The 24,813-nt window shown below is 66.2% G+C and carries 27 protein-coding genes; 15 read left to right on the forward strand and 12 right to left on the reverse strand.

The window, feature by feature from the left end; genetic code table 11:
• Positions 1–6: 6 nt before the first annotated feature.
• From AB431_RS26385 to AB431_RS26410, 6 genes are read right to left on the reverse strand one after another with little or no spacing between them, the layout of a single operon-like run.
• The gene (locus AB431_RS26385) at positions 7–1,173 is read right to left on the reverse strand and encodes a lipid-transfer protein (protein WP_047332431.1); all 1,167 of its coding nucleotides are present in this window, start codon (positions 1,171–1,173) and stop codon (positions 7–9) included.
• Positions 1,173–1,574 carry a MaoC family dehydratase gene (locus tag AB431_RS26390; protein WP_047332432.1) on the reverse strand — a complete coding sequence of 134 codons (402 nt, stop codon included), beginning with the start codon at positions 1,572–1,574 and terminating at the stop codon, positions 1,173–1,175. Before AB431_RS26390 ends, AB431_RS26385 begins: the two co-directional genes overlap by 1 nt.
• A complete protein-coding gene (locus AB431_RS26395; protein ID WP_047332433.1) occupies positions 1,571–2,539 on the reverse strand; it encodes a bifunctional MaoC family dehydratase N-terminal/OB-fold nucleic acid binding domain-containing protein in 969 nt (322 codons plus the stop codon). Before AB431_RS26395 ends, AB431_RS26390 begins: the two co-directional genes overlap by 4 nt.
• Positions 2,536–3,699: an acyl-CoA dehydrogenase FadE29 gene (fadE29, locus tag AB431_RS26400; protein ID WP_047332434.1), complete on the reverse strand. Its 1,164-nt coding sequence runs from the start codon at positions 3,697–3,699 to the stop codon at positions 2,536–2,538. Before fadE29 ends, AB431_RS26395 begins: the two co-directional genes overlap by 4 nt.
• Before the next feature lie 2 nt (positions 3,700–3,701).
• Positions 3,702–4,709: an acyl-CoA dehydrogenase family protein gene (locus tag AB431_RS26405; RefSeq protein ID WP_047332435.1), complete on the reverse strand. Its 1,008-nt coding sequence runs from the start codon at positions 4,707–4,709 to the stop codon at positions 3,702–3,704.
• Positions 4,710–4,743: 34 nt separating this feature from the next.
• Entirely contained in the window at positions 4,744–5,982 is a 1,239-nt protein-coding gene (locus tag AB431_RS26410) for a cytochrome P450 (protein ID WP_047332436.1), read from the reverse strand.
• 120 nt (positions 5,983–6,102) lie between these two features.
• Between AB431_RS26410 and AB431_RS26415 the strand changes: the two genes are divergently transcribed.
• From AB431_RS26415 to AB431_RS26430, 4 genes are all read left to right on the forward strand, one after another.
• A complete protein-coding gene (locus AB431_RS26415; RefSeq protein WP_047332437.1) occupies positions 6,103–7,266 on the forward strand; it encodes a steroid 3-ketoacyl-CoA thiolase in 1,164 nt (387 codons plus the stop codon).
• The gene (locus AB431_RS26420; RefSeq protein ID WP_047332438.1) at positions 7,266–7,658 is read left to right on the forward strand and encodes a hypothetical protein; all 393 of its coding nucleotides are present in this window, start codon (positions 7,266–7,268) and stop codon (positions 7,656–7,658) included. Before AB431_RS26415 ends, AB431_RS26420 begins: the two co-directional genes overlap by 1 nt.
• 51 nt (positions 7,659–7,709) lie before the next feature.
• Entirely contained in the window at positions 7,710–8,129 is a 420-nt protein-coding gene (locus AB431_RS26425; protein ID WP_369803093.1) for a nitroreductase family deazaflavin-dependent oxidoreductase, read from the forward strand.
• Positions 8,130–8,199: 70 nt separating this feature from the next.
• The gene (locus AB431_RS26430) at positions 8,200–8,601 is read left to right on the forward strand and encodes a nitroreductase family deazaflavin-dependent oxidoreductase (RefSeq protein WP_047333826.1); all 402 of its coding nucleotides are present in this window, start codon (positions 8,200–8,202) and stop codon (positions 8,599–8,601) included.
• Here AB431_RS26430 and AB431_RS26435 read toward each other — a convergent pair.
• Entirely contained in the window at positions 8,598–9,503 is a 906-nt protein-coding gene (locus tag AB431_RS26435; RefSeq protein WP_047332440.1) for an SDR family oxidoreductase, read from the reverse strand. The genes AB431_RS26430 and AB431_RS26435 overlap by 4 nt on opposite strands.
• Before the next feature lie 9 nt (positions 9,504–9,512).
• The gene (locus AB431_RS26440; protein WP_047332441.1) at positions 9,513–10,292 is read right to left on the reverse strand and encodes an SDR family oxidoreductase; all 780 of its coding nucleotides are present in this window, start codon (positions 10,290–10,292) and stop codon (positions 9,513–9,515) included.
• Between the two features lie 68 nt (positions 10,293–10,360).
• Here AB431_RS26440 and echA20 point away from each other — a divergent pair, with 68 nt between their 5' ends.
• From echA20 to AB431_RS26475, 7 genes are read left to right on the forward strand one after another with little or no spacing between them, the layout of a single operon-like run.
• Positions 10,361–11,116: a (7aS)-7a-methyl-1,5-dioxo-2,3,5,6,7,7a-hexahydro-1H-indene-carboxyl-CoA hydrolase gene (gene echA20, locus AB431_RS26445; protein ID WP_047332442.1), complete on the forward strand. Its 756-nt coding sequence runs from the start codon at positions 10,361–10,363 to the stop codon at positions 11,114–11,116.
• Positions 11,113–11,991 carry a cholesterol ring-cleaving hydrolase subunit IpdA gene (gene ipdA / locus AB431_RS26450; RefSeq protein WP_047332443.1) on the forward strand — a complete coding sequence of 293 codons (879 nt, stop codon included), beginning with the start codon at positions 11,113–11,115 and terminating at the stop codon, positions 11,989–11,991. The genes echA20 and ipdA overlap by 4 nt, the downstream gene beginning before the upstream one ends.
• Positions 11,988–12,734: a cholesterol ring-cleaving hydrolase subunit IpdB gene (gene ipdB, locus AB431_RS26455; RefSeq protein WP_047332444.1), complete on the forward strand. Its 747-nt coding sequence runs from the start codon at positions 11,988–11,990 to the stop codon at positions 12,732–12,734. Before ipdA ends, ipdB begins: the two co-directional genes overlap by 4 nt.
• Complete coding sequence (ipdC, locus tag AB431_RS26460) at positions 12,734–13,798, forward strand: (3aS,4S,5R,7aS)-5-hydroxy-7a-methyl-1-oxo-octahydro-1H-indene-4-carboxyl-CoA dehydrogenase (RefSeq protein WP_047332445.1); 1,065 nt, start codon at positions 12,734–12,736, stop codon at positions 13,796–13,798. Before ipdB ends, ipdC begins: the two co-directional genes overlap by 1 nt.
• Before the next feature lie 43 nt (positions 13,799–13,841).
• Complete coding sequence (locus AB431_RS26465; protein ID WP_047332446.1) at positions 13,842–14,474, forward strand: SatD family protein; 633 nt, start codon at positions 13,842–13,844, stop codon at positions 14,472–14,474.
• Positions 14,471–15,208 (forward strand): hypothetical protein, encoded by a 738-nt coding sequence (locus AB431_RS26470; protein WP_047332447.1) that lies wholly within the window; start codon positions 14,471–14,473, stop codon positions 15,206–15,208. Before AB431_RS26465 ends, AB431_RS26470 begins: the two co-directional genes overlap by 4 nt.
• 46 nt (positions 15,209–15,254) lie before the next feature.
• A complete protein-coding gene (locus AB431_RS26475; RefSeq protein ID WP_047332448.1) occupies positions 15,255–16,367 on the forward strand; it encodes an NDMA-dependent alcohol dehydrogenase in 1,113 nt (370 codons plus the stop codon).
• A gap of 81 nt (positions 16,368–16,448) precedes the next feature.
• On the opposite strand, the gene fadA6 is transcribed toward AB431_RS26475, so the two are convergent.
• From fadA6 to ipdE1, 4 genes are read right to left on the reverse strand one after another with little or no spacing between them, the layout of a single operon-like run.
• A complete protein-coding gene (fadA6, locus tag AB431_RS26480) occupies positions 16,449–17,606 on the reverse strand; it encodes a steroid 3-ketoacyl-CoA thiolase FadA6 (protein WP_047332449.1) in 1,158 nt (385 codons plus the stop codon).
• A gap of 10 nt (positions 17,607–17,616) precedes the next feature.
• Positions 17,617–18,207 (reverse strand): TetR family transcriptional regulator KstR2, encoded by a 591-nt coding sequence (gene kstR2, locus AB431_RS26485; RefSeq protein WP_047332450.1) that lies wholly within the window; start codon positions 18,205–18,207, stop codon positions 17,617–17,619.
• Complete coding sequence (ipdF, locus tag AB431_RS26490) at positions 18,204–18,986, reverse strand: (5R,7aS)-5-hydroxy-7a-methyl-1-oxo-2,3,5,6,7,7a-hexahydro-1H-indene-carboxyl-CoA reductase (RefSeq protein ID WP_200902792.1); 783 nt, start codon at positions 18,984–18,986, stop codon at positions 18,204–18,206. Before ipdF ends, kstR2 begins: the two co-directional genes overlap by 4 nt.
• A gap of 8 nt (positions 18,987–18,994) precedes the next feature.
• Complete coding sequence (gene ipdE1 / locus AB431_RS26495) at positions 18,995–20,143, reverse strand: acyl-CoA dehydrogenase IpdE1 (protein ID WP_047332452.1); 1,149 nt, start codon at positions 20,141–20,143, stop codon at positions 18,995–18,997.
• 78 nt (positions 20,144–20,221) lie between these two features.
• Here ipdE1 and fadD3 point away from each other — a divergent pair, with 78 nt between their 5' ends.
• The 4 genes from fadD3 to AB431_RS26515 are packed head-to-tail and all read left to right on the forward strand — an operon-like array spanning position 20,222 to position 24,808.
• Positions 20,222–21,772 carry a 3-((3aS,4S,7aS)-7a-methyl-1,5-dioxo-octahydro-1H-inden-4-yl)propanoate--CoA ligase FadD3 gene (gene fadD3, locus AB431_RS26500; protein ID WP_047332453.1) on the forward strand — a complete coding sequence of 517 codons (1,551 nt, stop codon included), beginning with the start codon at positions 20,222–20,224 and terminating at the stop codon, positions 21,770–21,772.
• Complete coding sequence (locus tag AB431_RS26505; RefSeq protein WP_047332454.1) at positions 21,772–22,914, forward strand: acyl-CoA dehydrogenase family protein; 1,143 nt, start codon at positions 21,772–21,774, stop codon at positions 22,912–22,914. The genes fadD3 and AB431_RS26505 overlap by 1 nt, the downstream gene beginning before the upstream one ends.
• Positions 22,911–23,864 carry an acyl-CoA dehydrogenase gene (locus tag AB431_RS26510; protein ID WP_047332455.1) on the forward strand — a complete coding sequence of 318 codons (954 nt, stop codon included), beginning with the start codon at positions 22,911–22,913 and terminating at the stop codon, positions 23,862–23,864. Before AB431_RS26505 ends, AB431_RS26510 begins: the two co-directional genes overlap by 4 nt.
• On the forward strand, positions 23,861–24,808 hold the full coding sequence (locus AB431_RS26515; RefSeq protein WP_047332456.1) for an acyl-CoA dehydrogenase family protein: 948 nt from the start codon (positions 23,861–23,863) through the stop codon (positions 24,806–24,808). Before AB431_RS26510 ends, AB431_RS26515 begins: the two co-directional genes overlap by 4 nt.
• Positions 24,809–24,813: the final 5 nt, after the last annotated feature.

Here is a 24,813-nt window from a genome sequence, read left to right on the forward strand (position 1 = left end):
TGCAAGTCAGCCGAGGATGAGGCCCGACGTCGGGACGCCGGTGCCGGCGGTGACGAGCACGTGCTCGACATTGTCGACCTGGTTCACCGAGGTTCCGCGCAGCTGGCGCACACCTTCGGCGATTCCGTTCATGCCGTGAATGTAGGCCTCACCCAGCTGACCGCCGTGAGTGTTGATCGGCAACCGCCCACCGATCTCCAGCGCACCGTCCTTGACGAAATCCTTCGCGTCACCTTGTGCGCAGAATCCCAACTCCTCCAACTGAATCAGCGTGAAGGGCGTGAAGTGGTCGTAGAGGATCGCGGTCTGGATGTCGGCCGGCGTCAGACCGGACTGCTCCCACATCTGCCTGCCTACCAAACCCATCTCGGGCAGTCCCAGCTCGGGCCGGTAGTAGCTCGTCATCGAGTACTGGTTCGGGCTCGATCCCTGCGCCGCAGCCTCGATGACGGCGGGCCGGTGCTTGAGGTCCTTGGCGCGCTCGGCCGAGACGATCACCAGCGCCACACCACCGTCGGTCTCCTGGCAGCAGTCCAGCAGCCGCAGCGGCTCGGCGATCCATCGCGAGGCCTGATGATCCTCGATGGTGATCGGCTTCTCGTAGAAGTACGCCTTCGGGTTGTTGGCCGCGTGCTTTCGGTCGGCGACCGACACCGCGCCGAAATCGCGGCTTGTCGCACCGGAGAGGTGCATGTAGCGCTGGGCGATCATCGCCACCTGCGCTGCCGGCGTGGACAAGCCGTGCGGGTAGGAGAACGAGTTGTCCACCCCGGTGGAATCCGCGTTCTCGACCAGCCGCATCTGCACCTGGCCGAACCGCATCCCGGAACGCTCGTTGAAAGCGCGATATGCCACAACGCAATCCGCGACACCGGTGGCCACGGCTATCGCCGCCTGCTGCACGGTCGCGCAGGCGGCGCCGCCGCCGTGGTGGATCTTGGAGAAGAACTTCAGGTCACCGATACCGGTGGCCCGGGCGATCGCGACCTCGGTGTTCGAGTCCATCGTGAATGTCGTCATGCCGTCGACGTCGGCCGGCGTGAGGCCCGCGTCGTCAAGTGCGTCGAGCACCGCCTCCGACGCCAGCCGCAACTCGCTGCGGCCAGAGTTCTTGGAGAAGTCGGTGGCGCCGATACCGACGATCGCGGCCTTGCCGCTCAGCTCGCCCGGCATTACGCGGCACCGATCGTCAAGGTGGCAGTCGCGATCACGTGATCGCCAAGACTGTTGTTGCCCACGATTTTCAGCGTGATCAAACCGTCCTCCACTGCGGTGACCTCACCTGAGAACGTCACCGTGTCGTAGGCGTACCAGGGCACCCCCAGGCGCAGACCGATCGACTTGATGACGGCGGTCGGCCCGGCCCAGTCGGTGATGAACCGCTGCACCAGACCGGTGTCGGTGAGGATGTTGACGAAGATGTCCTTGGACCCCTTGGCCTGCGCCTTGTCCCGGTCGTGGTGGACATCCTGGTAGTCCCGGGTGGCGATCGCCGTCGAGACGATGAACGTCGGGTCGCCGTAGAACTTCAGTTCGGGCAGCTTGGTGCCGACTTCGATGGCAGGTGCGCTCATTTGGCGGGCTCCCACGCGTAGTTGGTCCAGGCCGGCCCGACGTCATTGGCCGGGAAGTCGATATACATTGCGCGAACCGGCATTCCGATCTCCACGGTCGAGGGGTCGACGTTGCGCAGCTCGCCGAGCATCCGAACACCCTCCTCGAGCTCGACGAGAGCTATGACGAACGGCAGCGTGCGGCCGGGCACCTTCGGCGCGTGGTGCACGACGAAGCTGAACACCGTGCCGTTGCCGCTGGCGACGACGTAATCGGTCTCCTGTTCCTTATCCAGCCACAGCGCCGGAACCGGTGGATGAACCAGCGTGCCGTCGTCACGCTTCTGGATGCGCAGTTCGTGCGCGTTGACGCCGTCCCAGAAGAACTTGGTGTCCCTCGACGACGCAGGCCGCATGGCGGAGTCGGCATCGAGATCGTCCGGCACCGAGGAACCGGAGGCCTTGGTTTCTTGATCAGATGGAATGAACTTCATGATGCGCCACATCATCTCGGCGACATCCTCATCGCCGACCGACCAGGTGATGGTCTGGGTGATGAAGAACGCCTCACCCAGCGCGGTGCGTTTCGGGCCGACGACGTCGGTCAGCTCGGCGGCGACGCTGACCTCCTCGCCGGGTCGCAGGTAGCGGTGATACGTCTGCTCGCAGTTGGTCGCGACCACACCGATATAGCCTGCGTCATCGAACAGTTCGATGATCTTGCCGAGCGGGTCGTCATCGGGACGGACGCCACCGAGACCCATCATCGTCCACACCTGGATCATCGCGGGCGGCGCAACAAGCCCCGGATGTCCGGCCGCCTTGGCGGCCGCCTCGTCGACGTAGATCGGGTTCTTGTCGCCGATCGCGTCGAGCCAGTGGTCGATCATCGGCTGGTTGACCGGATGTCTGCCAACCCGCGGCTTGCTCTTACCTTCGGCCTTGACCCGCTCGGCGGCGGCCTTGATGTCGTCGACTGCACTCACCGCGGAACCCTCGGCACCTTCAGACCGGCAGCCGCGATCATCTCTCGCATAACCTCGTTCACTCCGCCACCGAAGGTGATCACCAGATTGCGCTTGGTCTGGCTGTCCAGCCAGTCCAGCAGCTCCGCAGTATCCGGATCAGCCGGATTGCCGTGTGTGCCAACGATTTCCTCAGCCAACCGACCCGCGTACTGAATGCGCTCGGTGCCGAAGACCTTGGTAGCGGCGGCGTCGGCGACGTCGATGTCCTCCCCGGACGCCGCGACCTGCCAGTTGAGCAGCTCGTTGATCCGCCACATCGCCTTGAGCTCGCCGAGCGAGCGTTTGACGTCGTCGTGATCCAACGGAGTGTCCCCGTTGCTGCCGGGCTTGGATGCCCATGCGTGCACCCGGTCATACAGCGCCGCGAACCGGCCGGCCGGTCCGAGCATCACCCGCTCGTTGTTGAGCTGGGTGGTGATCAGCCGCCATCCGCCGTTTTCTTCACCGACGAGCATGTCGGCGGGCACCCGGACGTCGTTGTAGTACGTCGCATTGGTGTGGTGGGCGCCGTCCGACAGGATGACCGGCGTCCAGGAGTAACCCGGATCCTTGGTGTCGACGATCAGGATCGAAATGCCCTTGTGCTTCACGGCTTCCGGGTCGGTGCGGCAGGCCAGCCAGACGTAGTCGGCGTCGTGCCCGCCGGTGGTCCACATCTTCTGGCCGTTGACGATGTATTCGTCACCCTGGCGTACCGCGGACGTCCGCAATGACGCCAGGTCGGTCCCGGCCTCCGGTTCGCTGTAACCGATGGCGAAGTGCACCTCACCGGCCAGGATCGCGGGCAGGAACTTCTTCTTCTGCGCCTCGGTCCCGTACTGCTGAAGTGTCGGCCCGACGGTCTGAAGCGTCACCGCGGGCAGCGGCACGTCGGCGCGCTGCGCCTCGTTGACGAAGATCGACTGTTCGATGGGGCCGTAGCCCAGCCCGCCATACTCCTTGGGCCAGCCGACACCCAGCTTGTTGTCGGAGCCCATTCGCTTGATGATGGCCCGATAGGTCTCGTTGTGCCGGTCGGACTCCATCGCCTTGGCTTCCTCAGGCGAGATGAGATTCGAAAAGTATTCCCGCAGTTCGGCTTGTAACTGCTTCTGCTCGGGTGTCAGCTCGATGAACATGTTTACGCTCCCACCAGTTCGAGGCGATGTGCCTTGCCGCCCAAGAACCGGGTCAGGTCCTTGATCGACTCGTAGTACCGGTGCATCGGATAGGTGATGTCCATCCCCATGCCGCCGTGCAGGTGATGGCACAGTTGCATGACCGGAGGCGCCTGCGACGTCACCCAATAGCCAAGGACGTCAATGTCTTCGGTCGCGTCCCGGCCTTCGGAGAGCAACCAGGCCACCGACGTCGCCGCCAGCGTGATGGTCCGCGAGGCGATGTAGATCTCGGCGAGCTGCGCGGCGACCGTCTGGAAGGTTGACAACGGCTTGCCGAACTGGTGCCGGTTTGCGACGTAGTCCGCAGTGAGCCGCAACGCGCCCGCCACCAGACCGGCGGCATAAGCGCCAACCGCTGCCACCACCAGCTGGTTGATCCGTCGAACGGAGTCGTTGCCGCCCAACACATCTGCGTCAGCGACCGGAGTGTCTCGGAAGGTGACGACATATTCGTCAGAGTGATTCGACGTCGGCGTCTGAGTCAGCGAAATACCGTCAGCCTTGGGCGACACGACGACCACACCGCTGTCCGTGCTGACCACGAGCCATTCGGCCTGCTCCGCATAGGGAACGCCGACCTTGGTCCCGTTCAGCTTGCCGTCGGCGAGGCGCGTCGCCGGCCGCTCGGGCAGCGAATGCCCCGGCTCGTTGAGTGCCGCGGCCAGCACCGCACCCTTGGCCACGCCGGCGAGGTAACGATCCTGTTGGGAGTCGGAGGCCAAGTCCAGCAACGGAAGCAGGCCCAGACCCAGCGTCGCGAACGCGGGACTGACGTTGCCGAACCTGCCGATCTGGGTGAGCGCCGCGGTGATCTCGGCCAGTCCGAGGCCGTCGCCGCCGAGCCGCTCCGGGACGCCGAAGGCCACGATGCCGCCGGATACCAACGCGTCCCAACTGTTGTCCCGTTCGAGCGCGGAGGTCACCACATCGGTGACAGCCTGCTGCCCTTCGTCCGGACTGAAGTCCACGAAAGAATCCTCCTTGATTCCTGCTGCGAAATACTTAAGCCGAGGCTCCGGTGTAGTCGACCTGCCAGTGCTTGATTGCGTTGAGCCACCCCGAACGTAGCCGTTCCGGCGTGCCCGCCGAGGCGAGATCCGGCATGTGGTCAGCGACGGCGTTGAAGATCAAGTTGATCGTCATCTTGGCGAGGTTGGCGCCGACGCAGTAGTGCACCCCGGTGCCGCCGAAGCCCACATGCGGGTTCGGGTTGCGCAGGATGTTGAAGGTGTAGGGGTCCTCGAAGACCTCTTCATCGAAGTTGGCCGAGCGGTAGAACATCACCACCCGCTGGTCCTTCTTGATCTGCACACCGGACAGCTCGACATCCTCGCCGGCGGTGCGCTGGAACGCGGTGACCGGAGTCGCCCACCGGACGATCTCGTCGGCCGCGGTCTCCGGGCGCTCCTTCTTGTAGAGCTCCCACTGGTCGGGGTTGTTGGCGAAGGCGATCATGCCGTGGGTGATCGAGTTGCGGGTGGTCTCGTTGCCGGCCACGGCCAGCATCATCACGAAGAAGCCGAACTCGTCATCGGAGAGCTTCTCGCCGTCGATGTCAGCGTTGATCAGCGCGGTGACGATGTCGTTGCCGGGGTTCTTCCCCTTCACCTCGGCCATATGCATGGCGTAGGCCAGGACCTCCATCGACGATTGCTTGGGATCGACGTCGAACTCCTCGTCACTGTTGCCGGTCATCTCGTTCGACCAGCGGAACAGCTTGTCGCGATCCTCCTGGGGCACGCCCAGCAAATCGGCGATCGCCTGCAGCGGGAGCTCACACGCCACCTGCTCGACGAAGTCGCCGCTGCCGTGGGCGGCGGCCTCCTTGGCGATGATCTGGGCCCGCCGGTCCAATTCGTCGCGCAGCGCCCCGATGGCCCGCGGGGTGAACCCCTTGGAGATGATCCGGCGCAGGCGATCGTGATAGTCGCCGTCCATGTTGAGCATGACGACCTTCTGCAGGTCGATATCCTCGCGCGCCATCTCGTCCGGGAACTGCGGGATGGCGGTGTTGGGGGAGCTGAGGAAGACGTCGTTGCGCCGCGAGACCTCTTTGACGTCCTTGTGCTTGGTGACGACCCAGTAGCCGCCGTCGTTGAAGCCGCCCTTGCCGATAGCCTGTTCGCACCACCAAATCGGCGCGACCTTGCGCAGCTCGGCGAGCTCCTCCACCGGCAGCCGCTCGACACACAGGTCTGGGTCCAGGAAGTCGAAGCCGGGCGGAATGTTGGGGGTTGGCATGGTCGTGCGCTCCTCAATATGACGTGTTCTAGTGCCAGTAAAACATGCCTTCACCGCAGACAAAAGGCGCAAAAGCATCCTCGCTTGTCAGACTAATGAAACGTGTTCTAGCCTGACCTCATGGGTAATCCTGTCATCGTCGAAGCCACTCGCAGCCCCATCGGTAAGCGCGGCGGCTGGCTGTCCGGTCTGCACGCGACCGAATTGTTGGGGGCCGTCCAGAAAGCTGTGATCGACAGGGCCGGCATCGACGCCAACGAGGTCGAGCAGGCCATCGGCGGTTGCGTCACCCAGTACGGCGAGCAGTCCAACAACATCACCCGGGTGGCATGGCTGACCGCCGGACTGCCCGAGCAGATCGGCGCCACCACGGTCGACTGCCAGTGCGGCAGCGCCCAGCAGGCCAACCACCTGATCGCCGGGCTGATCGCCACCGGCGCGATCGACGTCGGTATCGCCTGCGGTATCGAGGCCATGAGCCGCGTCGGTCTGGGCGCCAACGCCGGCCCGGACCGCTCGCTGATCCGCGCCGCGTCGTGGGACATCGACATGCCGGACCAGTTCACCGCCGCCGAGCGAATTGCCAAGCGCCGCGGCATCACCCGTGAGGACCTCGATCACCTCGGCTTCCTGTCTCAGCAACGGGCCAAGCGGGCGTGGGACGAGCACCGCTTCGACCGTGAGATCTCCCCGATCGAGGCGCCGGTGATCGACCAGAACAAGCGGCCCACCGAGGAGCGGCACATGGTCAGCCGCGACCAGGGCCTGCGCGACACCACGATGGAGGGCCTCGCCGGGCTCAAGCCGGTGATGGAAGGCGCCATCCACACCGCGGGGACCTCGTCGCAGATCTCCGACGGCGCCGCGGCGGTGCTGTGGATGGACGAGGACAAGGCGCGGGCACTCGGGCTCAAGCCGCGGGCGCGCATCATCAGCCAGGCCCTCGTCGGTGCCGAGCCGTATTACCACCTCGACGGTCCGGTCCAGTCGACCGCGCGGGTGCTCGAGAAGGCCGGCATGAAGTTGGGTGACATCGACCTCGTGGAGATCAACGAGGCCTTCGCGTCCGTGGTGCTCAGCTGGGCCCAGGTCCATGAGGCCGACATGGACAAGGTGAACGTCAACGGCGGCGCGATCGCACTGGGCCACCCCGTCGGCAGCACGGGCAGCCGGTTGATCACCACCGCGCTGCACGAGCTCGAGCGCACCGATCAAAACACGGCGCTGATCACCATGTGCGCCGGCGGCGCGCTGTCGACCGGCACCATCATCGAGCGGATCTAGTGGCTGCGGCGCCTGGCGAGCCGGTCACCGAATCGGAGCGGATCGCGGCGGCACGCGCCTACATCCAGGCGCTGGCCAGCCACCGTGCCGACGACGTGCCGTTCGCGCCCGGCTGCACCCGCGTCGAGGTCGGGCTGAAGACCGGCTTCTCCGGAAACCACTTGCGCCGCAGCCTCAATCGCGGATTGCAGTATCGGGTGATCGCGTCGGTGACCGAGCCTGAGTTCAGTGTGTCCGGCGACGAGGTACATGCTCGCTTCGATCTGGTCACCAAACCGTCACTGGCCGGACGGAAGGTCGGCGCGCACATCGACGAGACGTTTCTGATCCCAGCCGGCGATGGCAAGATCCATCACATCCGGGCGAACATTCGCCCGTTCCTGACCCGCTAGCCCGAGGAGCTCTTCTTGCCCAAACCGCGCCCCAAGGGCCTCGACACCCCGATGACGAAGTTCATCATCAAGTGGATGTCCCGCGGACAGACCGCGGTGTACAAGGCGAGCAACGGCAAGGTCGGCGGGAGTTTCCTCGAAGGCGCGCCGGTGGCGCTGCTCACGACGATCGGACGCAAGAGCGGTGAACCGAGGGTGGCGCCGCTGCTCTTCCTCCGCGAAGGCAACCGAGTGGTGCTCGTCGCGTCCCAGGGCGGCAGCGACAAGCACCCGCTCTGGTACCTCAACCTCAAGGCGAACCCGAAGGTGAAGGTTCAAATCAAGGACGAGGTGCTCGAGTTGACTGCGCGCGATGCCACAGAAGCCGAGCGTGCCGAGTACTGGCCCAAGTTGACGGCTTTCTACAAGGGTTTCGAAGACTACAAATCGTGGACCGACCGGGTCATCCCGATCGTGATTTGCGATCCGTAAAGCTGGGCAATTCTTTGGGGTGAGCCAAGAGTCCCATCCCATTCGCAACTCGACCCTGCTGGCGAAGGCCATGAAGTACTTCGCCCGCGCCCACATTGCGGTGTATCGCCGCACGAACGGGATATTGGGCGCCAGGCTCCTGTGGTTCCCGGCCGCACTGCTGACGACCACGGGCCGCAAGTCAGGCCGGCCGCGCACAACCGCCACGTTGTATCTGCAGGACGGCGAGCGTGTCGTGCTGCCGGCGTCCTACGGTGGCCGCGACTCCAACCCGGCGTGGTACCTGAACCTCAAGGCCGACCCGAAGGTCCGGGTTCAGGTGCGCGATAAGGTGCAGGACATGACCGCGCGGGACGCCACCGACGACGAGCGCCGGGTCTACTGGCGCCAGCTGACGCGAATTTACCCGCCGTACAAGGGATATCAGGATGCCGCGGACCGGCGCATCCCGCTGGTGGTGTGCGAGCCCTAGGCTCCGAAGACCGGCAGCGGGGTGCGCGAGTTGGCGAGCAGGTCGCTGACCACCGGACCGAGCTCGGCCGGGTCCCAGCGGGCGCCTTTGTCCACTTCAGCACCGCGGGCCCAACCCTCGGCCACCCGGATGATGCCGCCCTCGACCTCGAACACCCGGCCAGTGACGTCCTTCGACTCCGCACTGCCGAGCCACACCACCAGCGGTGAGATGTTCTCCGGCGCCATCGCGTCGAAGGCCTTGTCTTGCGTGGACATCATGTCGGCGAACACGGTTTCGGTCATCCGGGTGCGTGCCGACGGAGCGATGGCGTTGACGCTGACGCCGTAGCGGCCCATCTCGGCAGCGGCCACCAGAGTCAGTGCAGCGATTCCCGCCTTGGCGGCACTGTAGTTCGCCTGTCCCACACTGCCTTGCAGACCGGCGCCCGAGCTGGTGTTGATGATGCGGGCGTCGACGGTCTTGCCTTCTTTGGACTGCGCGCGCCAGTAGGCGGCCGCATGCTTCATCGTGGCGAAGTGCCCCTTGAGGTGCACCGCGGTAACGGCGTCGAACTCTTCCTCGGACGTATTGGCGAACATGCGGTCTCGCACGATGCCGGCGTTGTTCACCAGGACGTCGAGCCCGCCGAAGGTGTCGACAGCGCTCTGGATCAATGCCTCGGCCTGAGCCCAGTCGGCGACGTTGGAGCCGTTGGCAACGGCTTCCCCACCGGCGGCGGCAATTTCGTCGACGACGCCCTGCGCAGCGCTGCCGCCACCGGCCGGCGAGCCGTCGAGGCCCACCCCGATGTCGTTGACCACGACCCGCGCCCCCTCAGCGGCGAACGCCAGTGCGTGCGCACGCCCGATGCCACCACCGGCACCGGTGACGATGACCACCCGACCGTCGAGAAGTCCCATTGTGTCTCCTTATTTGATGTCGGCAGTGGTGGTCGAAAGGTAGTGCGGCGGTTCCCCGCCACCGTGCACCTCCAGCGACGCACCGCTGATGTAGGACGCCGCCGGTGAGGCGAGAAACGCAGTGGCCCAACCGATGTCCTCGGGTTTGGCCAGCCTGCCCAGCGGCACGTTCTTGGCGATCGCCGCGATGGAATCGGCGTCGCCGTAGAAGAGCTCGGACTGTTCGGTTTCGACCATTCCGACGACGACGGAGTTGACCCGGACCTTCGGGGCCCATTCCACGGCCAGCGTGGTGGTCATGCTTTCCATGCCGGCCTTGGCCGCCCCGTACGCGACGGTGCCCGGGGTGGGCCGCCGGCCGCTCACGCTGGTGATGTTGACGATCGACCCACCGGAGTCCTGAGTCTGCATCACGGCGTTGGCGTGCTGTGAAACCGACAGCGCACCAAGAAGATTCAGCTCGACGATCTTGGTACTGAACTTCGCCGAGGCTTCGGCGGCCGGCACATAGGGCGACCCGCCCGCGTTGTTGACGACCACATCAAGGCGACCGTGATCGGCGGCAATGCCGTCGATGAGCGCCTTGACCGCCTCGTCGTCGCGGATGTCGCAGGCGCGGAACTCATACGGGGATCCGTCGACCGGTCGGCGGGCGCAGGTGATGACGGTGGCGCCTTGCGCGGCGAATACGGCGCTGATTCCGGCGCCGACACCACGCACACCCCCGGTCACCAGGACGACGGAGGCGCTCAATTGCAGGTTGATACCGCTGTCAGCCGCTTCGGTCACTGTGCTAGCGTACCAAGCAAGTGCTTGCTTAGGTATTCACCCCGTCAGGAAGTGGCCCAGGTATCCCGATGACCATCACCACCAGCACCGTCGAGCCGGGCATCGTCGCCGTCACGGTGAACTATCCGCCCGTCAACGCGATCCCCTCCCGCGGCTGGTTCGAGCTTGCCGACGCCATCACCGCCGCAGGCCGCGACATGTCCACGCACGTGGTGATCCTGCGCGCCGAGGGTCGCGGGTTCAATGCCGGTGTCGACATCAAGGAGATGCAGAACACCGAGGGCTTCACCGCTCTGATCGACGCCAACCGCGGCTGCTTCGAAGCGTTCCGCGCGGTATACGAGTGCGCGGTCCCGGTAGTCGCCGCAGTGAACGGCTTCTGTGTCGGCGGTGGTATCGGTTTGGTCGGTAACGCCGACGTGATCGTCGCCTCCGACGATGCGAAGTTCGGCCTGCCGGAGGTGGAGCGTGGTGCTCTGGGGGCGGCCACCCACCTTTCCCGGCTGGTGCCGCAACACCTGATGCGCCGGCTGTTCTTCACCGCCGCGACCGTCAGCGCCGAGACCCTGCACCACTTCGGGTCGGTGCACGAGGTGGTGCCGCGCGCCGAGCTCGACGAGGCAGCGCTGCGGGTGGCACGTGACATCGCGTCCAAGGACACCCGGGTGATCCGCGCCGCCAAGGAAGCCCTCAACTTCATCGACATCCAGCCGGTCAACGCGAGATACCGGATGGAACAGGGCTTCACCTTCGAGCTGAATCTTGCCGGTGTCTCCGATGAGCATCGCGACGCATTCGCCGGTACGGACAAGGGGGCGAAATGAGCGATAAGAGAACAACTCTCGACGAGGCCGTCGCATCCGTCGAAACCGGCATGACGATCGGCATCGGCGGCTGGGGCTCCCGGCGCAAGCCGATGGCCTTCATCCGGGCACTGCTGCGCACCGACGTCACCGACCTGACCGTCGTCACCTACGGCGGCCCCGACCTCGGTCTGCTGTGTTCGGCGGGCAAGGTCAAGCGCGTCTACTACGGCTTCGTGTCGCTGGACTCGCCACCGTTCTACGACCCGTGGTTCGCCAAGGCGCGCACGACGGGGGCGATCGAGGCACGAGAGATGGACGAGGGCATGCTGCGCTGCGGTCTGCAAGCCGCCGCACAACGACTGCCGTTCCTGCCGATCCGCGCCGGGCTGGGCAGCGACGTGCGGGCATTCTGGGGTGACGAGCTCAAGACCGTCAAGTCCCCCTACAAGACCGGATCGGGTTATGAGGAGCTGGTTGCCATGCCCGCCCTGAACCTCGACGTCGCGCTGGTGCACATGAATCTCGGTGACGCACGGGGCAATGCGGCCTACACCGGCATCGACCCCTACTTCGACGACCTGTTCCTGATGTCGGCCGAGAAGCGGTTGCTGTCGGTGGAAAAGGTGGTGCCCACCGAAGAACTGGTCAAATCCGTTCCGCCACAGTCGCTGTTGATCAACCGAATGATGGTCGACAAGGTCGTCGAGGCGCCCAACGGCGCGCACTTCACCACTGCCGAGCCCGACTACCGTCGCGATGAGAAATTCCAGCGGCACTATGCAGAGGCCGCGGCCTCCGAAGAGAGCTGGGCCGAGTTCGTCTCGACCTACCTGTCGGGCAGCGAGGACGACTACCAAGCCGCCGTGCGCAAGTTCAAGGAGGAGCAGGCATGATCTCCGCAACCCGCGCCGAAGTGTGCGCCGTCGCCTGCGCCGAATTGTTCCGTGACGCCGGCGAGATCATGGTCAGTCCGATGACGACGATCGTGTCGATCGGCGCCCGGCTGGCCCGATTGACCTTCTCCCCCGACATCGTGCTGACCGACGGCGAGGCCCGGCTGATCGCCGACACGCCCGCCATCGGTGCCGCCGCCGCGATCGAGGGCTGGATGCCGTTCGGCCGCGTCTTCGAGACGCTGGCCTGGGGCCGTCGCCACGTGGTGATGGGCGCCAACCAGATTGACCGGTACGGCAACCAGAACCTGTCGGCCTTCGGCCCGCTGCAGCATCCGACCCGCCAGATGTTCGGTGTACGCGGCGCCCCCGGCAACACCATCAACCACGCCACCAGCTACTGGGTCGGCAACCACTCCAAGCGGGTCTTCGGCACGGATGTCGACATCGTCTCCGGAATCGGCTGGGACAAGGTCGATCCGGACAATCCGGCATACCGCTTCGTCAACGTCTACCGCGTGGTGACCAACCTCGGAGTGTTCGACTTCAACGGACCCGACCACCAGATGCGGGCGGTGTCGCTGCATCCCGGCGTGGAGCCTGAGCAGGTCGCCGAGAACACCTCGTTCGAGGTGCACGGTCTGGGCGAGGCCGAGACTTCGCGTCTTCCCTCCGGCGAGGAGCAGAAGCTGCTGCAAGAGGTCATCGACCCGAAGTCCTTGCGAGACAAAGAAGTAAGGTAATGGCCGCTCATCTTAAGACGCCACTGACCGAGCTCATCGGCATCGAACACCCGGTGGTACAGACCGGCATGGGCTGGGTGGCCGGCGCCCGGCTGGTCTCGGCGACGTCCAATGCCGGCGGCCTGGGCATCCTGGCCTCGGCGACGATGACGATCGACGAACTCGCGACCGCCATCCGCAAGGTGAAGGACACAACCGACAAGCCGTTCGGGGTGAACATTCGCGCCGACGGCGCCGACGCCGGCGATCGGGTCGACTTGATGATCCGCGAGGGCGTCAAGGTCGCATCCTTCGCGCTGGCTCCCAAACAGGAGCTGATCGCCAAGCTCAAAGAGGCCGGCTCCGTGGTGATTCCGTCGGTCGGCGCGGCCAAGCACGCCCGCAAGGTGGCGAGTTGGGGTGCCGACGCCGTGATCGTGCAGGGTGGCGAGGGCGGCGGACACACCGGCCCGGTCGCCACCACGCTGCTGCTGCCGTCGGTGCTCGACGCGGTGGACATTCCGGTGATCGCCGCCGGTGGCTTCTTCGACGGACGCGGCCTGGCCGCGGCACTGTCGTACGGCGCGGCGGGTGTGGCGATGGGAACCCGGTTCCTGCTGACATCGGATTCGACGGTGCCCGAGGAAATCAAGCAGCGGTATCTCAATGCCGCACTGGACGGCACCGTGGTCTCCACCCGTGTCGACGGCATGCCACACCGGGTGCTGCGCACCGAACTCGTCGAGAAGCTCGAGAGCGGCTCACCGGTCCGCGGCTTCGCCGCCGCGGTTCGCAACGCGGCCAAGTTCAAGAAGATGTCCCAGATGACATGGTCGGGGATGATCCGCGACGGTCTGGCGATGCGGCGCGGCAAGGACCTCACCTGGTCGCAGGTGCTGATGGCCGCCAACACGCCGATGCTGCTGAAGGCCGGACTGGTAGAGGGCAACACCGAGGCGGGCGTGCTGGCCTCGGGACAGGTCGCCGGGATCATCGAGACCCTGCCGTCGTGCGCCGAGCTGATCGACTCGATCGTCGCCGACGCCGTCAAGCATCTTCAGGCCGCGAGCGCGTTCATCGAATAAAGCTATTTGCTTCAGTTGAGTGAAATGAAGCTATAGTCTTCATATGACTGAAGTGAAGTCGATTGCTTCATCGTCGCGCGCAGCGCTGCTCGGCGACGTGGTCGGTTCCCGGCACGCCGCGGACCGGGCCGAGCTGCACCGACGTATCAGTCGGACACTCGCAGGCACTCCGTTGGGGTTCACGGTCGGCGACGAATTCCAGGGCAGTTTTCCCACAGTCGGCGCCGCGATCGACGCCGCACTGACCGTGCGCCTGGCACTGGAGCCGGACATCGACATCCGCTTCGGTATCGGCTGGGGCGACATGACCGTGCTGGATGCCGAAACCGGAATTCAGGACGGCCCCGGCTGGTGGTCGGCGCGCGACGCCATCGAGTGGACCGCGGCCGCGCAGCAGCAGCCGGCACTCGCAACAGTGCGCACCGCCTACCGGCGCCACGGCGAGACCGGGCCCGACCCCGACGCCGTCAACGCCGCCCTGTTATGTCGGGACCACCTGCTTGGATCGATAGATGCTCGGTCCCTGCGATTGCTGAGGGGACTACTCGACCACAAGACCAAGAAGGAACTGGCGGCCATGGAAGGCATCAGCGCATCGGCGGTGTCCCAGCGGACCGCGCGCGACGGACTGGATCTTCTGGTGCTGGCCTGCGAACAACTGCGAGCCGTGCGATGAGCGGGGTCGCGGTGTTCCTGATCGCCGTCGGTTGCGCCGATATCGTGCGCAGGCTGACGCGACCCCTGTGGCCGGCCGTCGTCGCCGGCCCGGTGGTCGCGGTGCTCACCGCTGCGCTGTGCGGTCTGTGGCATCTCGGCGATCTGCTTCTGGTCGGCATCGCGGTGGTCGCGGCGGCGGCGTGGGAGCTGTCGTGTACCCCCGCCGAGCGCGCCGGGGGCCGCTGGCAGGTCGCGCCGTTGGTGCTGTTCGGCGCCGCGCTGGCGACGTTGATCGTGCTGTCCGGGCTTGGGTCAGCCGTGGCAGGCCCGGTCGGGGCCTGGGTTGACTGGGCGCCGGTGACGGGGACCGACCCGAGCCGAATCGTGTTGGTAGCGGGGGTGATTCTGCTGCAACTGGTGACCGGCAACCAACTGGTCCGGTTGCTGCTCGGATCGGTTGGGGCGGTCAAGCCGGCCGGCGAGCCGCAGCCGTCCGATCGACTCAAGGGCGGCCGGCTGTTGGGACCGATGGAGCGACTGTTGATCCTCGGGCTGAGCTTGGCTGGGCAGCTCGCCGCCGCAACCGCCGTGGTCGCGGCGAAAAGCGTGATCCGCTTCCCGGAGATCAACGCTCAAAAGGCCCGGGAGAACGGCGGTATCGGCATCGACGATGTCACCGAGTACTTCTTGGTCGGCAGTTTCGCGAGTTGGATCGTGGCGCTCGGCGGGCTGGCGCTGACGGGCCTCGGTTAGCGTCAATCGCCGTCGCGGACGGCAACGGCGTCATAGGTTGTGCACCATGAAAATGAATGCCGCGATCCTGTGGGAGTACGGGCAAGACTGGAGCGTCGAAGAAGTCGAGCTTGATCCGCCCAAGGAGGGCGAGGTTCTCGTCTCGTTCGAAGCCACCGGCCTGTGCCACTCCGATCACCACATCCGCGACGGTGACCTGGTCGCTCCCATTCCACTGATCGGCGGCCACGAGGGAGCCGGCGTCGTGCAGGAGGTCGGACCCGGGGTCCGCGACCTGAAGGTCGGCGACCATATTGTCGCCGCGTTCCTCCCCGCCTGCGGACGCTGCCGCTGGTGCGCGACCGGCAAGTCGAACCTGTGCGACATGGGTGCCGAAATCCTCACCGGGCTTCAGCCCGACGGCACATTCCGCCGGCATGCGCGCGGCCAAGACATCTTCGCCGCAATCGGATTGGGCACCTTCGCTCCCTACGGCACGGTGCCCGAGGCGTCACTGGTGAAGATTGACGACGACATCCCGCTGACCCGGGCCTGCCTGCTCGGCTGCGGCGTCACCACCGGCTGGGGGTCGGCGGTCAACACCGCCGACGTTCGGCCGGGTGACACCGTCGTGGTGATCGGCTGCGGCGGCATCGGCAGCGGCGCGATCCAGGGCGCGCGGCTGGCCGGTGCGGAGAAGATCGTCGTGATCGACATCGTGGAAAGCAAGCGGGACAAAGCTTTTCTGTTCGGTGCCACCCACTTCGCGACCTCGATCGCAGAAGGCACCGAGCTGGTCCGGGAGCTGACCAAGGGGGTGATGGCCGACTCCGCGCTGCTGACCGTCGGGCTGGTCAAAGGCGAGATGATCAACGATGCGCTGGAACTCGTCAGCAAGGGCGGCACCGTGGTGCTCACCGCATTGGCGGCGATGACCGATGTGACGCCGGTACTGCCGATGACGATGTTCACGCTCTTCCAGAAGCGTCTGCTGGGCAGCCTCTACGGGCAGGCCAACCCGCGCGCCGACATCCCGAAGCTGCTCAGCCTCTACCGCGAGGGCAAGCTGCTGCTCGACGAGACCGTCACTCACGAGTACAAGCTGGGTGAGATCAACAACGCCTACGACGATATGCTCGCCGGCCGCAACATTCGTGGAGTCGTCCTCCACGACCACTGACGACCGCCGACTGTGCGATCCCATACGCACGCGACGGCGCGTCGCGGATGAAATCGCACAGTCAGCGAAACAGTAAGCCGCTCAGAGACGTTCGATGATCGTGACGTTGGCGGTGCCGCCGCCTTCGCACATCGTCTGCAGCCCGTAGCGGCCACCGCGACGCTCGAGCTCGTTGAGCATGGTGGTGAACAGCTTGGCGCCGGTGGCGCCCAGCGGGTGCCCCAGCGCGATCGCGCCGCCGTTGGGATTGACCTTCTCCGGGTCGGCCTTGGTCTCCTTGAGCCAGGCCATCACCACCGGCGCGAAGGCCTCGTTTATCTCGACGACGTCGATGTCGTCGATCGTCAGGCCGGCCTTGTCGAGCGCGTACTTCGTCGCCGGGATCGGGCCGGTGAGCATGTACACCGGGTCGGCGCCGCGGGCGCTGATGTGATGGATGCGAGCGCGCGGGGTCAGCTTGTGGTCCTTGACAGCCTGATCGCTGGCCAGCAGCACCGCACTCGCCCCGTCGGAGATCTGGCTGGCCATCGCCGCGGTCAGCCGGCCGCCGTCGCGCAGTGTCTTCAGGCCGGCCATCTTCTCCAGGCTCGACTCACGCGGGCCCTCATCGGTGCGGAAGTCGCCGACCGGGACGATCTCGTTCTCGAAGTTGCCGTTACGGATTGCCGCGAACGCCTTGTTGTGGCTGCCGAGGGAGAACTCCTCCATCTCCTCACGGGACAGGCCCCACTTCTCGGCGATCATCTCGGCACCCCGGAACTGTGAGATCTCCTGGTCGCCGTAACGGTGCAGCCAGTTCTCGGACTCGTTGGTCGGCGAGGTGAAGCCGAACTGCTCGGCGACGGTCATCGCCGACGAGATCGGGATGCGGCTCATGTTCTGCATGCCGCCGGCCAAGATGAGGTCCGCGGTGCCGGCCATGATGGCTTGCGCACCAAAGGAGATCGCCTGCTGGCTCGAACCGCACTGCCGGTCGACGGTGACGCCGGGGACCTCTTCGGGGAAACCGGCGGCCAGCCAAGTGTTGCGGCCGATGTTGCCCGCCTGCGGGCCGATGGTGTCCAGGCAACCGACGATCGCGTCCTCGACGGCGCCCGGGTCCACATCGACCCGGTCGAAGATGCCCCGGAACGCCACCACGCCGAGATCGATGGGATGAACGTGGGCCAGCGATCCGTTGCGCTTGCCTACCGCCGTGCGCACGGCGTCGATGACGTATGCCTGTGAAGCGGGGGCCATGTCGATCTCCTTACTTTGCGGCGGCTATTCCGCCGAGGACGATGGAAAGGTATTGGCGGCCAACTTCTTCGGCCGTCAGCGGGCCACCCGGTTGATACCAGCGCACGGAAACCCACGTGGTATCCCGGATGAACCGGTACACCACGTCGACGTCTATATCGGGCCGGAAGTAGCCCTGCTCGACGCCGGAGTTGAGCAGGTCGAGCCACATCTTGCGCTGTTCTTTATTGCGCGCTTCGACGAAATCGAATTGCGGCAGAGTCGTCAGCCGCTTGGCTTCGTCCTGGTAGATCACCACCTGCGCGTGCCGGTCTTCAATCGCCTCGAAGGACGTCATGAACAGGCCCTTGAGTCGCTCCAGCGGATTGGGCTCGGTGGTGATGATCTGCTGGTAGCGGTCGAACAGCCAGTCCAGGAAGTCACGCAGGACCTCCTCGACCATCTGCTCCTTGCTCTTGAAGTGGTGATAGAGGCTGCCGGACAGAATGCCCGCCGAGTCGGCGATGTCGCGCACGGTCGTCGCACGCAGGCCGCGTTCGGCGAACATCGTCGCGGCGAGCACCAGAAGCTCGTCGCGGCGACTGACCGGCTGCTCTGTCACGCTCGCTGGCTCGATACCGAAATTACTTCGCCGGTCAGGTAACTCGAGTAGTCGCTGGCCAGGAAGGCGATGGTGGCAGCCACCTCCCAGGGCTCGGCGGCGCGACCGAATGCCTCACCCTCGGAGAGGCGGTCGAGCAGGTCGGTCGAGCTGACTTTCTCGAGGAACTTGTGCCGCGCGATGCTCGGAGACACCGCGTTGATGCGCACTCCGAATTCGACGGCTTCGATTGCGCTGCAACGGGTCAGCGCCATCACGCCGGCCTTGGCTGCGGCGTAATGGGACTGCGAGTGTTGGGCCCGCCACCCGAGGACGCTGGCGTTGTTGACGATGACCCCGCCGTGGCCGGCGTCGCGGAAGTACCGCAACGCGGCGCGGGTCGCCCGCATCACCGACGTCAGCGTCACATTGAGCACCCGGTCCCAGTCTTCGTCGGTCATATCGATGACCGGGGTTTCACCGCCGAGCCCCGCATTGTTGACCAGGACGTCGAGGCGACCCAGCCGTGCGGTGGTGGACGCGATCAGCGCGTCGACCTGGGCGGTGGAGGTGACGTCGCACACCACGGCCTCGACCCTGCCGAGGCCCAATTCGGCCAGCTGGTCCCGGGTTTCGCCCAGTCGCCGTTCGTGGTGGTCGGAGACCACGACGTCGGCACCTTCGAGCAGCGCGCGCCGCGCCGTCGACGATCCGATGCCAGTGCCCGCGGCGGCGGTCACGACGACGACCTTGCCGGTGAGCAGGCCGTGGCCGTCGATCTCCTCAGGCACGTCCGACAGTGGCGCCACTAGCCCTTCACCTCTCGCGGAAGGCCGAGCACCCGCTCGGCGATGATGTTGCGCTGGATCTCATTGGACCCGCCGTAGATTGTGTCAGCACGCGAGAAGAGGAACAGCCGCTGCCACTCGTCGAACTCGCCGTCTTCCAGCAGCAGTCCGGAGCGGCCCTTGATGTCCATGGCCAATTCGCCGAGATCGCGGTGCCAGTTCGCCCACAACAGCTTTGACACGTTATCTTGGCCGGGTTGTTCGACGTCCATGGTCGCCAATGCGTAGGACCGCATGGTCTGCAGGCCCGCCCAGGACCGGGCGAGCCGCTCACGGATCAGCGGGTCGTCAATGGCGCCAGTGGTCCTGGCCAGCTCGGCGATGCCGGAAAGCTCACGGGCATAACGGATCTGCTGGCCGAGGGTGGACACACCACGCTCGAAAGTCAGCAATCCCATCGCCACCCGCCAGCCGTCGCCCGGCTCGCCCACGACCAGGCTCGCGTCGGTACGGGCGTCGGTGAAGAAGACCTCGTTGAACTCCGAGTCACCGGTCAGCTGGATGATCGGGCGGATCTCCACCCCGGGCTGATCGAGCGGCACGAGCAGGAACGACAGGCCGGCATGCCGCTTGGACCCCTTCTCGGTGCGGGCCACCACGAAGCACCACTGTGCCCAGTGCGCCAGGGAGGTCCACACCTTTTGGCCGTTGATCACCCACTCGTCGCCGTCCAGCACAGCGGAGGTGGCCACGTTGGCCAGGTCGCTGCCCGCACCGGGTTCGGAGTAGCCCTGCGACCACAGCTCCGTGACGTCGAGGATCTTCGGCAGGAACCGCTGCTGTTGTTCGGGAGTGCCGAATGCGATCAGCGTGGGCCCCAGCAGTTCCTCACCGAAGTGGTTGACCTTGTCGGGGGCGTCAGCCTTCGCGTACTCCTCGTAGAACGCCACCCGGTGGGCGACCGACAGGCCGCGACCGCCGTGCTCGACCGGCCAGCCCAGGCAGGTCAGGCCCGCCGCGGCGAGATGCCGGTTCCAGGCCAGCCGCTCCTCGTAGGCTTCATGCTCGCGCCCCGGGCCACCGAGTCCCTTGAGCGCGGCGTATTCACCGACGAGATTGTCGGCCAGCCACTCGCGGACCTCCGCCCGGAACTCCTCGACCGTGATCACCCTTGTAGGCTAACCTACCAAGCACTTGCTTTGTTAGCCCGGTGGTGATCCGCCGGGTATCAAGCCTTAGGAGTCTCGATGACGAGCGCCCCGCGCACCACACCCGCGGTGCTGGACCGGATGGCACTCGATTTCGCCGACCACGACGCCCTGATCACCGACGATCGCTCGTTCACGTTCGGTGAACTGCGCGACGAGGTCCGCCGGGCGGCCGCCGCCATCGTCGGGCTCGGGGTGCAGCCCGGCGACAAGGTCGCGATCTGGTCACCGAACACCTGGCACTGGGTGATCGCCTGCCTGGCCATCCACTACGCCGGTGCGGTGATGGTGCCGTTGAACACTCGCTACACCGCCGACGAGGCCTCCGACATCCTGGCCCGCACCAAGGCGCCGCTGCTCTTCGGCATGGGCCGGTTCCTCGGCGCTGACCGGGTGGGCGACCTGGATCGAGGTGCCCTGCCGGCGCTGCGCCACATCGTGCGCATCCCGGTCGACTCAGACAACACCGGCTCGGCTGGAACCTGGGACGAGTTCATCGCTGGGCCGCAGGTTCCGCTGTCGGAGGTCGACGCCCGCGCCGCCGCGGTGCGCCCCGACGACCCCTCCGATGTCCTGTTCACCTCGGGCACCACCGGCCGCAGCAAAGGTGTGCTCTGCGCCCACCGGCAATCACTGGCCGCCCCGGCGGCGTGGGCCGAATGCGGCCAGCTCACCAGCGCCGACCGCTACCTGTGCATCAACCCGTTCTTCCACAACTTCGGCTACAAGGCCGGCATTCTGGCCTGCCTGCAGACCGGTGCCACGCTGATCCCCCAGCTGACGTTCGACCCCGAACAGGCCATGCGGGTGATCGCCGAGAAACGCATCACCGTGGTGCCCGGACCACCGACCATCTTCCAGACGCTGTTGGACCACCCGGCCCGCAAGCAGTACGACCTGCGCTCACTGCGGTTCGCGGTGACCGGCGCGGCGACGGTGCCCGTCGTGCTGATCGAACGCATGCAGGCCGAGCTCGACTTCGACATCGTGCTCACCGCATACGGCCTCACCGAAGCCAACGGGTTCGGCACCATGTGCCGCGCCGACGACGACGCGGTCACCGTCGCCACCACCTGCGGGCGTCCGATCGCCGACTTCGAGCTGCGCATCGACGCACCGGACGACACTAGTGCAGGCGAAGTCCTGTTGCGCGGACCCAATGTGATGCTCGGCTACCTCGACGATCCGGCCGCCACGTCGGCGGCGATCGACGCCGACGGCTGGCTGCACACCGGTGACGTCGGCACCGTCGACAACGCCGGAAATCTGCGCATCACCGACCGGCTCAAGGACATGTACATCTGCGGCGGATTCAACGTCTACCCCGCCGAGATCGAACAGGTGCTGGCTCGGCTCGAGGGCGTCGCCGACTCCGCGGTCATCGGCGTGCCCGACCAACGTCTCGGCGAGGTTGGGCGCGCGTTCATCGTGCGCCGCCCCGACAGCGATCTCGACGAGCAGGCCGTGATCGACTACACCAAGAAGCACCTGGCCAATTTCAAGACCCCGCGCTCGGTGGTATTCGTGGAATCACTACCACGAAACCCCGGCGGCAAAGTGGTCAAACCCACACTGCGAGAGATGGTTTGATGGATCTCAGCTACGACGACGCCACCGAAGAGTTCCGCAACGAAGTGCGGAGCTTCCTGGCGGCCAACAAAGACTCGTTCCCGACGAAGTCCTACGACAACGCCGAAGGGTTCGAACAGCACCGGCGGTGGGACCGCATCCTGTTCGACGCCGGCCTGTCGGTGGTGACGTGGCCGGAGAAGTACGGCGGCCGCGACGCCACCCTGCTGCAGTGGGTGGTCTACGAGGAAGAGTACTTCCGCGCCGGCGCGCCCGGCCGGGCCAGCGCCAACGGCACCTCGATGCTGGGGCCCACGCTGTTCGCGCACGGTACCGAGGAGCAACTCGACCGAATCCTGCCCAAAATGGCCAGCGGCGAGGAGATTTGGGCGCAGGCCTGGTCGGAGCCGGAGTCCGGCAGCGACCTGGCGTCGCTGCGGTCCTCGGCAACCCAGACCGACGGCGGCTGGCTGCTCAACGGTCAGAAGATTTGGAGCAGCCGGGCACCGTTCGGCGACCGGGCTTTCGGTCTGTTCCGCTCCGACCCCAGCGCCGAACGTCATCGCGGGTTGACCTACTTCATGTTCGACCTCAAGGCCGACGGGGTGACCGTCCGGCCCATCGCCCAGCTCGGCGGCGACACCGGATTCGGAGAAGTGTTCCTGGACAACGTCTTCGTGCCCGACGCCGACGTGATCGGCGCTGTGCATGACGGCTGGCGCGCGGCGATGAGCACGTCGAGCAACGAGCGCGGCATGTCGCTGCGCAGCCCGGCGCGCTTCCTCGCACCGGCCGAGCGGCTGGCGTCCGAATGGCACAGCCGCGGCGCCGACCCGGCGTTCGCCGACCGGGTCGCCGATGCCTGGATCAAGGCGCAGGCGTATCGACTGCACACCTTCGGCACCGTCACCCGGATCGCTGCCGGTGGCGAACTGGGCGCCGAATCCTCGGTCACCAAGGTGTTCTGGTCGGATCTCGATGTCGCCCTGCACCAGACCGCACTGGAACTCCGCGGGGCCGACGCCGAGCTGACCGATGCCTGGACCGAGGGTCTGCTCTTCGCGCTGGGCGGCCCGATCTACGCCGGTACCAACGAGATTCAGCGCAACATCATCGCCGAGCGGCTGCTCGGGCTGCCGAGAGAGAGCGCCGGGAAGAAATGAAATTCACACTCGACGAACAGCATCGGGACTTCGCCGCCAGTATCGACGCCGCTTTGGGGGCCGCCGACGTCCCCGGCGCGGTGCGGGCGTGGGCGCAGGGTGACACCGCACCCGGCCGCAAGATATGGTCGGCACTGACCGACCTGGGCGTCACCGCCCTGGCGGTCGCGGAGAAGTACGACGGCATCGAGGCCCACCCCGTCGACCTGGTGGTCGCACTCGAGCGGCTCGGCCGCTGGAATGTGCCCGGTCCGGTCGCGGAATCCATTGCGGTGGCACCGGTTCTGCTGGCAGACGATGACCGTTCGGCCGCACTGGCCGCCGGAGAACTGATCGCGACGGTCGCGCTGCCGCCGTCGGTGCCACGCGCGGTCAACGCCGACTTCGCCGGATTGACCCTGTTGGCCCAGGACGGCTCCGTCAGTGATGCCACCGTCGGTGACGGGCACTCCTCCGTCGACCCCAGCCGAACGCTCTTCGACGTCACCGCCGGAGACAACCGGGACGCCGACGTCGCCCGCGCCTACGAGTTCGGCGCGTTGGCAACCGCGGCCCAGCTCGTCGGCGCCGCCCAGGCGATGCTGGACATGTCGGTCGAATACGCCAAGCAGCGCAGCCAATTCGGCCGGATCATCGGCAGCTACCAGGCGATCAAGCACAAACTCGCCGACGTTCACATCGCGGTCGAACTGGCCCGTCCGCTGGTCTACGGCGCGGCGCTGTCGCTGGCCGACGGATCGCCCGACACCGCACGGGATGTCAGCGCCGCAAAGGCCGCCGCTTCAGACGCGGCACTGCTGTCCGCGCGGTCCTCGCTGCAGACCCACGGCGCCATCGGCTTCACGTCCGAACACGACCTGTCGTTGTGGCTGTTGCGGGTGCAGGCACTGCATTCGGCGTGGGGTGATCCGACCAGCCATCGCCGTCGAGTGCTGGAGGCACTGGCATGACATCGATCGAAGAACGGCAGATGCTCCGTGACACCGTCGCGGCACTGGTCGAGAAGCACGCCTCACCCGCCGCGGTGCGCGAAGCGATGGAATCCGATCGGGGCTACGACGAATCGCTGTGGTCGAAGCTGTGTGAGCAGGTCGGTGTCGCCGCTCTGGTGGTGCCCGAGGAGCTCGGTGGCGCCGGTGGTGAATTGGCCGACGCCGCAGCAGTTCTCGAGGAACTGGGTCGCGGCCTGGTCCCGACGCCGCTACTCGGTACGACGCTGGCCGAGCTGGCCCTGCTGGCCGCCGACGAACCCGACAGCGACGCGCTCGAACAGCTCGCCGCCGGGGAGTCGATCGGTGCGGTGGTGTTCGACCCGGGCTACGTGGTCAACGGTGACGTGGCCGACGTGGTGATCGCGGTCGACGGTGGTGCGCTGAGCCGCTGGAGTGACGTCACCGCCGAAGCGGTGACGACCATGGACCCCACGCGGCGACTGGCCCGGCTCACCGCCGGATCCACCGCGGCGATCGGCACCGATCCGGGACTGGCCGACACCGCGGCAATCCTGTTGGCGGCCGAGCAGATCGGCGCGGCGTCGCGTTGCCTGGAGCTCACCGTCGACTACACCAAAGAACGGGTGCAATTCGGCCGGGCGATCGGCAGCTTCCAGGCGCTCAAGCACCGGATGGCCGACCTGTACGTCGCGGTGCAGTCCGCCCGCGCCGTCGTCAACGACGCCATCGCCGCACCGTCGCCGACATCGGCGGCGCTGGCCCGGCTGGCCGCGACCGAGGCGTTCACGAAGGTAGCGGGCGAAGCGATCCAGATGCACGGCGGTATCGCGATCACCTGGGAGCACGACATCCAGCTGTACTTCAAGCGGGCGCACGGCAGCGGCCAGCTGCTCGGCTCGGTCGGCGACCAACTGCGCCAGCTCGAATCCGAGGTGCTTTAGCCTGA

It is taken from the genome of Mycobacterium sp. EPa45, assembly GCF_001021385.1.
In the GTDB taxonomy this organism is placed as follows: Bacteria; Actinomycetota; Actinomycetes; order Mycobacteriales; family Mycobacteriaceae; genus Mycobacterium.

What these genes read in the sequence shown, in the direction of transcription:
- AB431_RS26465 (WP_047332446.1), top strand. Translation starts at nt 13,842, where the DNA reads ATGACTGAAGTGAAGTCGATTGCTTCATCGTCGCGCGCAGCGCTGCTC.
- AB431_RS26475 (WP_047332448.1), top strand. Translation starts at nt 15,255, where the DNA reads ATGAAAATGAATGCCGCGATCCTGTGGGAGTACGGGCAAGACTGGAGC.
- AB431_RS26425 (WP_369803093.1), top strand. Translation starts at nt 7,710, where the DNA reads ATGACGAAGTTCATCATCAAGTGGATGTCCCGCGGACAGACCGCGGTG.
- AB431_RS26415 (WP_047332437.1), top strand. Translation starts at nt 6,103, where the DNA reads ATGGGTAATCCTGTCATCGTCGAAGCCACTCGCAGCCCCATCGGTAAG.
- AB431_RS26430 (WP_047333826.1), top strand. Translation starts at nt 8,200, where the DNA reads ATGAAGTACTTCGCCCGCGCCCACATTGCGGTGTATCGCCGCACGAAC.
- fadA6 (WP_047332449.1), bottom strand. Translation starts at nt 17,606, where the DNA reads ATGGCCCCCGCTTCACAGGCATACGTCATCGACGCCGTGCGCACGGCG.
- ipdB (WP_047332444.1), top strand. Translation starts at nt 11,988, where the DNA reads ATGATCTCCGCAACCCGCGCCGAAGTGTGCGCCGTCGCCTGCGCCGAA.
- echA20 (WP_047332442.1), top strand. Translation starts at nt 10,361, where the DNA reads ATGACCATCACCACCAGCACCGTCGAGCCGGGCATCGTCGCCGTCACG.
- ipdA (WP_047332443.1), top strand. Translation starts at nt 11,113, where the DNA reads ATGAGCGATAAGAGAACAACTCTCGACGAGGCCGTCGCATCCGTCGAA.
- AB431_RS26515 (WP_047332456.1), top strand. Translation starts at nt 23,861, where the DNA reads ATGACATCGATCGAAGAACGGCAGATGCTCCGTGACACCGTCGCGGCA.
- AB431_RS26470 (WP_047332447.1), top strand. Translation starts at nt 14,471, where the DNA reads ATGAGCGGGGTCGCGGTGTTCCTGATCGCCGTCGGTTGCGCCGATATC.
- fadD3 (WP_047332453.1), top strand. Translation starts at nt 20,222, where the DNA reads ATGACGAGCGCCCCGCGCACCACACCCGCGGTGCTGGACCGGATGGCA.
- AB431_RS26510 (WP_047332455.1), top strand. Translation starts at nt 22,911, where the DNA reads ATGAAATTCACACTCGACGAACAGCATCGGGACTTCGCCGCCAGTATC.
- AB431_RS26385 (WP_047332431.1), bottom strand. Translation starts at nt 1,173, where the DNA reads ATGCCGGGCGAGCTGAGCGGCAAGGCCGCGATCGTCGGTATCGGCGCC.
- ipdC (WP_047332445.1), top strand. Translation starts at nt 12,734, where the DNA reads ATGGCCGCTCATCTTAAGACGCCACTGACCGAGCTCATCGGCATCGAA.
- AB431_RS26505 (WP_047332454.1), top strand. Translation starts at nt 21,772, where the DNA reads ATGGATCTCAGCTACGACGACGCCACCGAAGAGTTCCGCAACGAAGTG.
- AB431_RS26435 (WP_047332440.1), bottom strand. Translation starts at nt 9,503, where the DNA reads ATGGGACTTCTCGACGGTCGGGTGGTCATCGTCACCGGTGCCGGTGGT.
- fadE29 (WP_047332434.1), bottom strand. Translation starts at nt 3,699, where the DNA reads ATGTTCATCGAGCTGACACCCGAGCAGAAGCAGTTACAAGCCGAACTG.
- AB431_RS26410 (WP_047332436.1), bottom strand. Translation starts at nt 5,982, where the DNA reads ATGCCAACCCCCAACATTCCGCCCGGCTTCGACTTCCTGGACCCAGAC.
- AB431_RS26390 (WP_047332432.1), bottom strand. Translation starts at nt 1,574, where the DNA reads ATGAGCGCACCTGCCATCGAAGTCGGCACCAAGCTGCCCGAACTGAAG.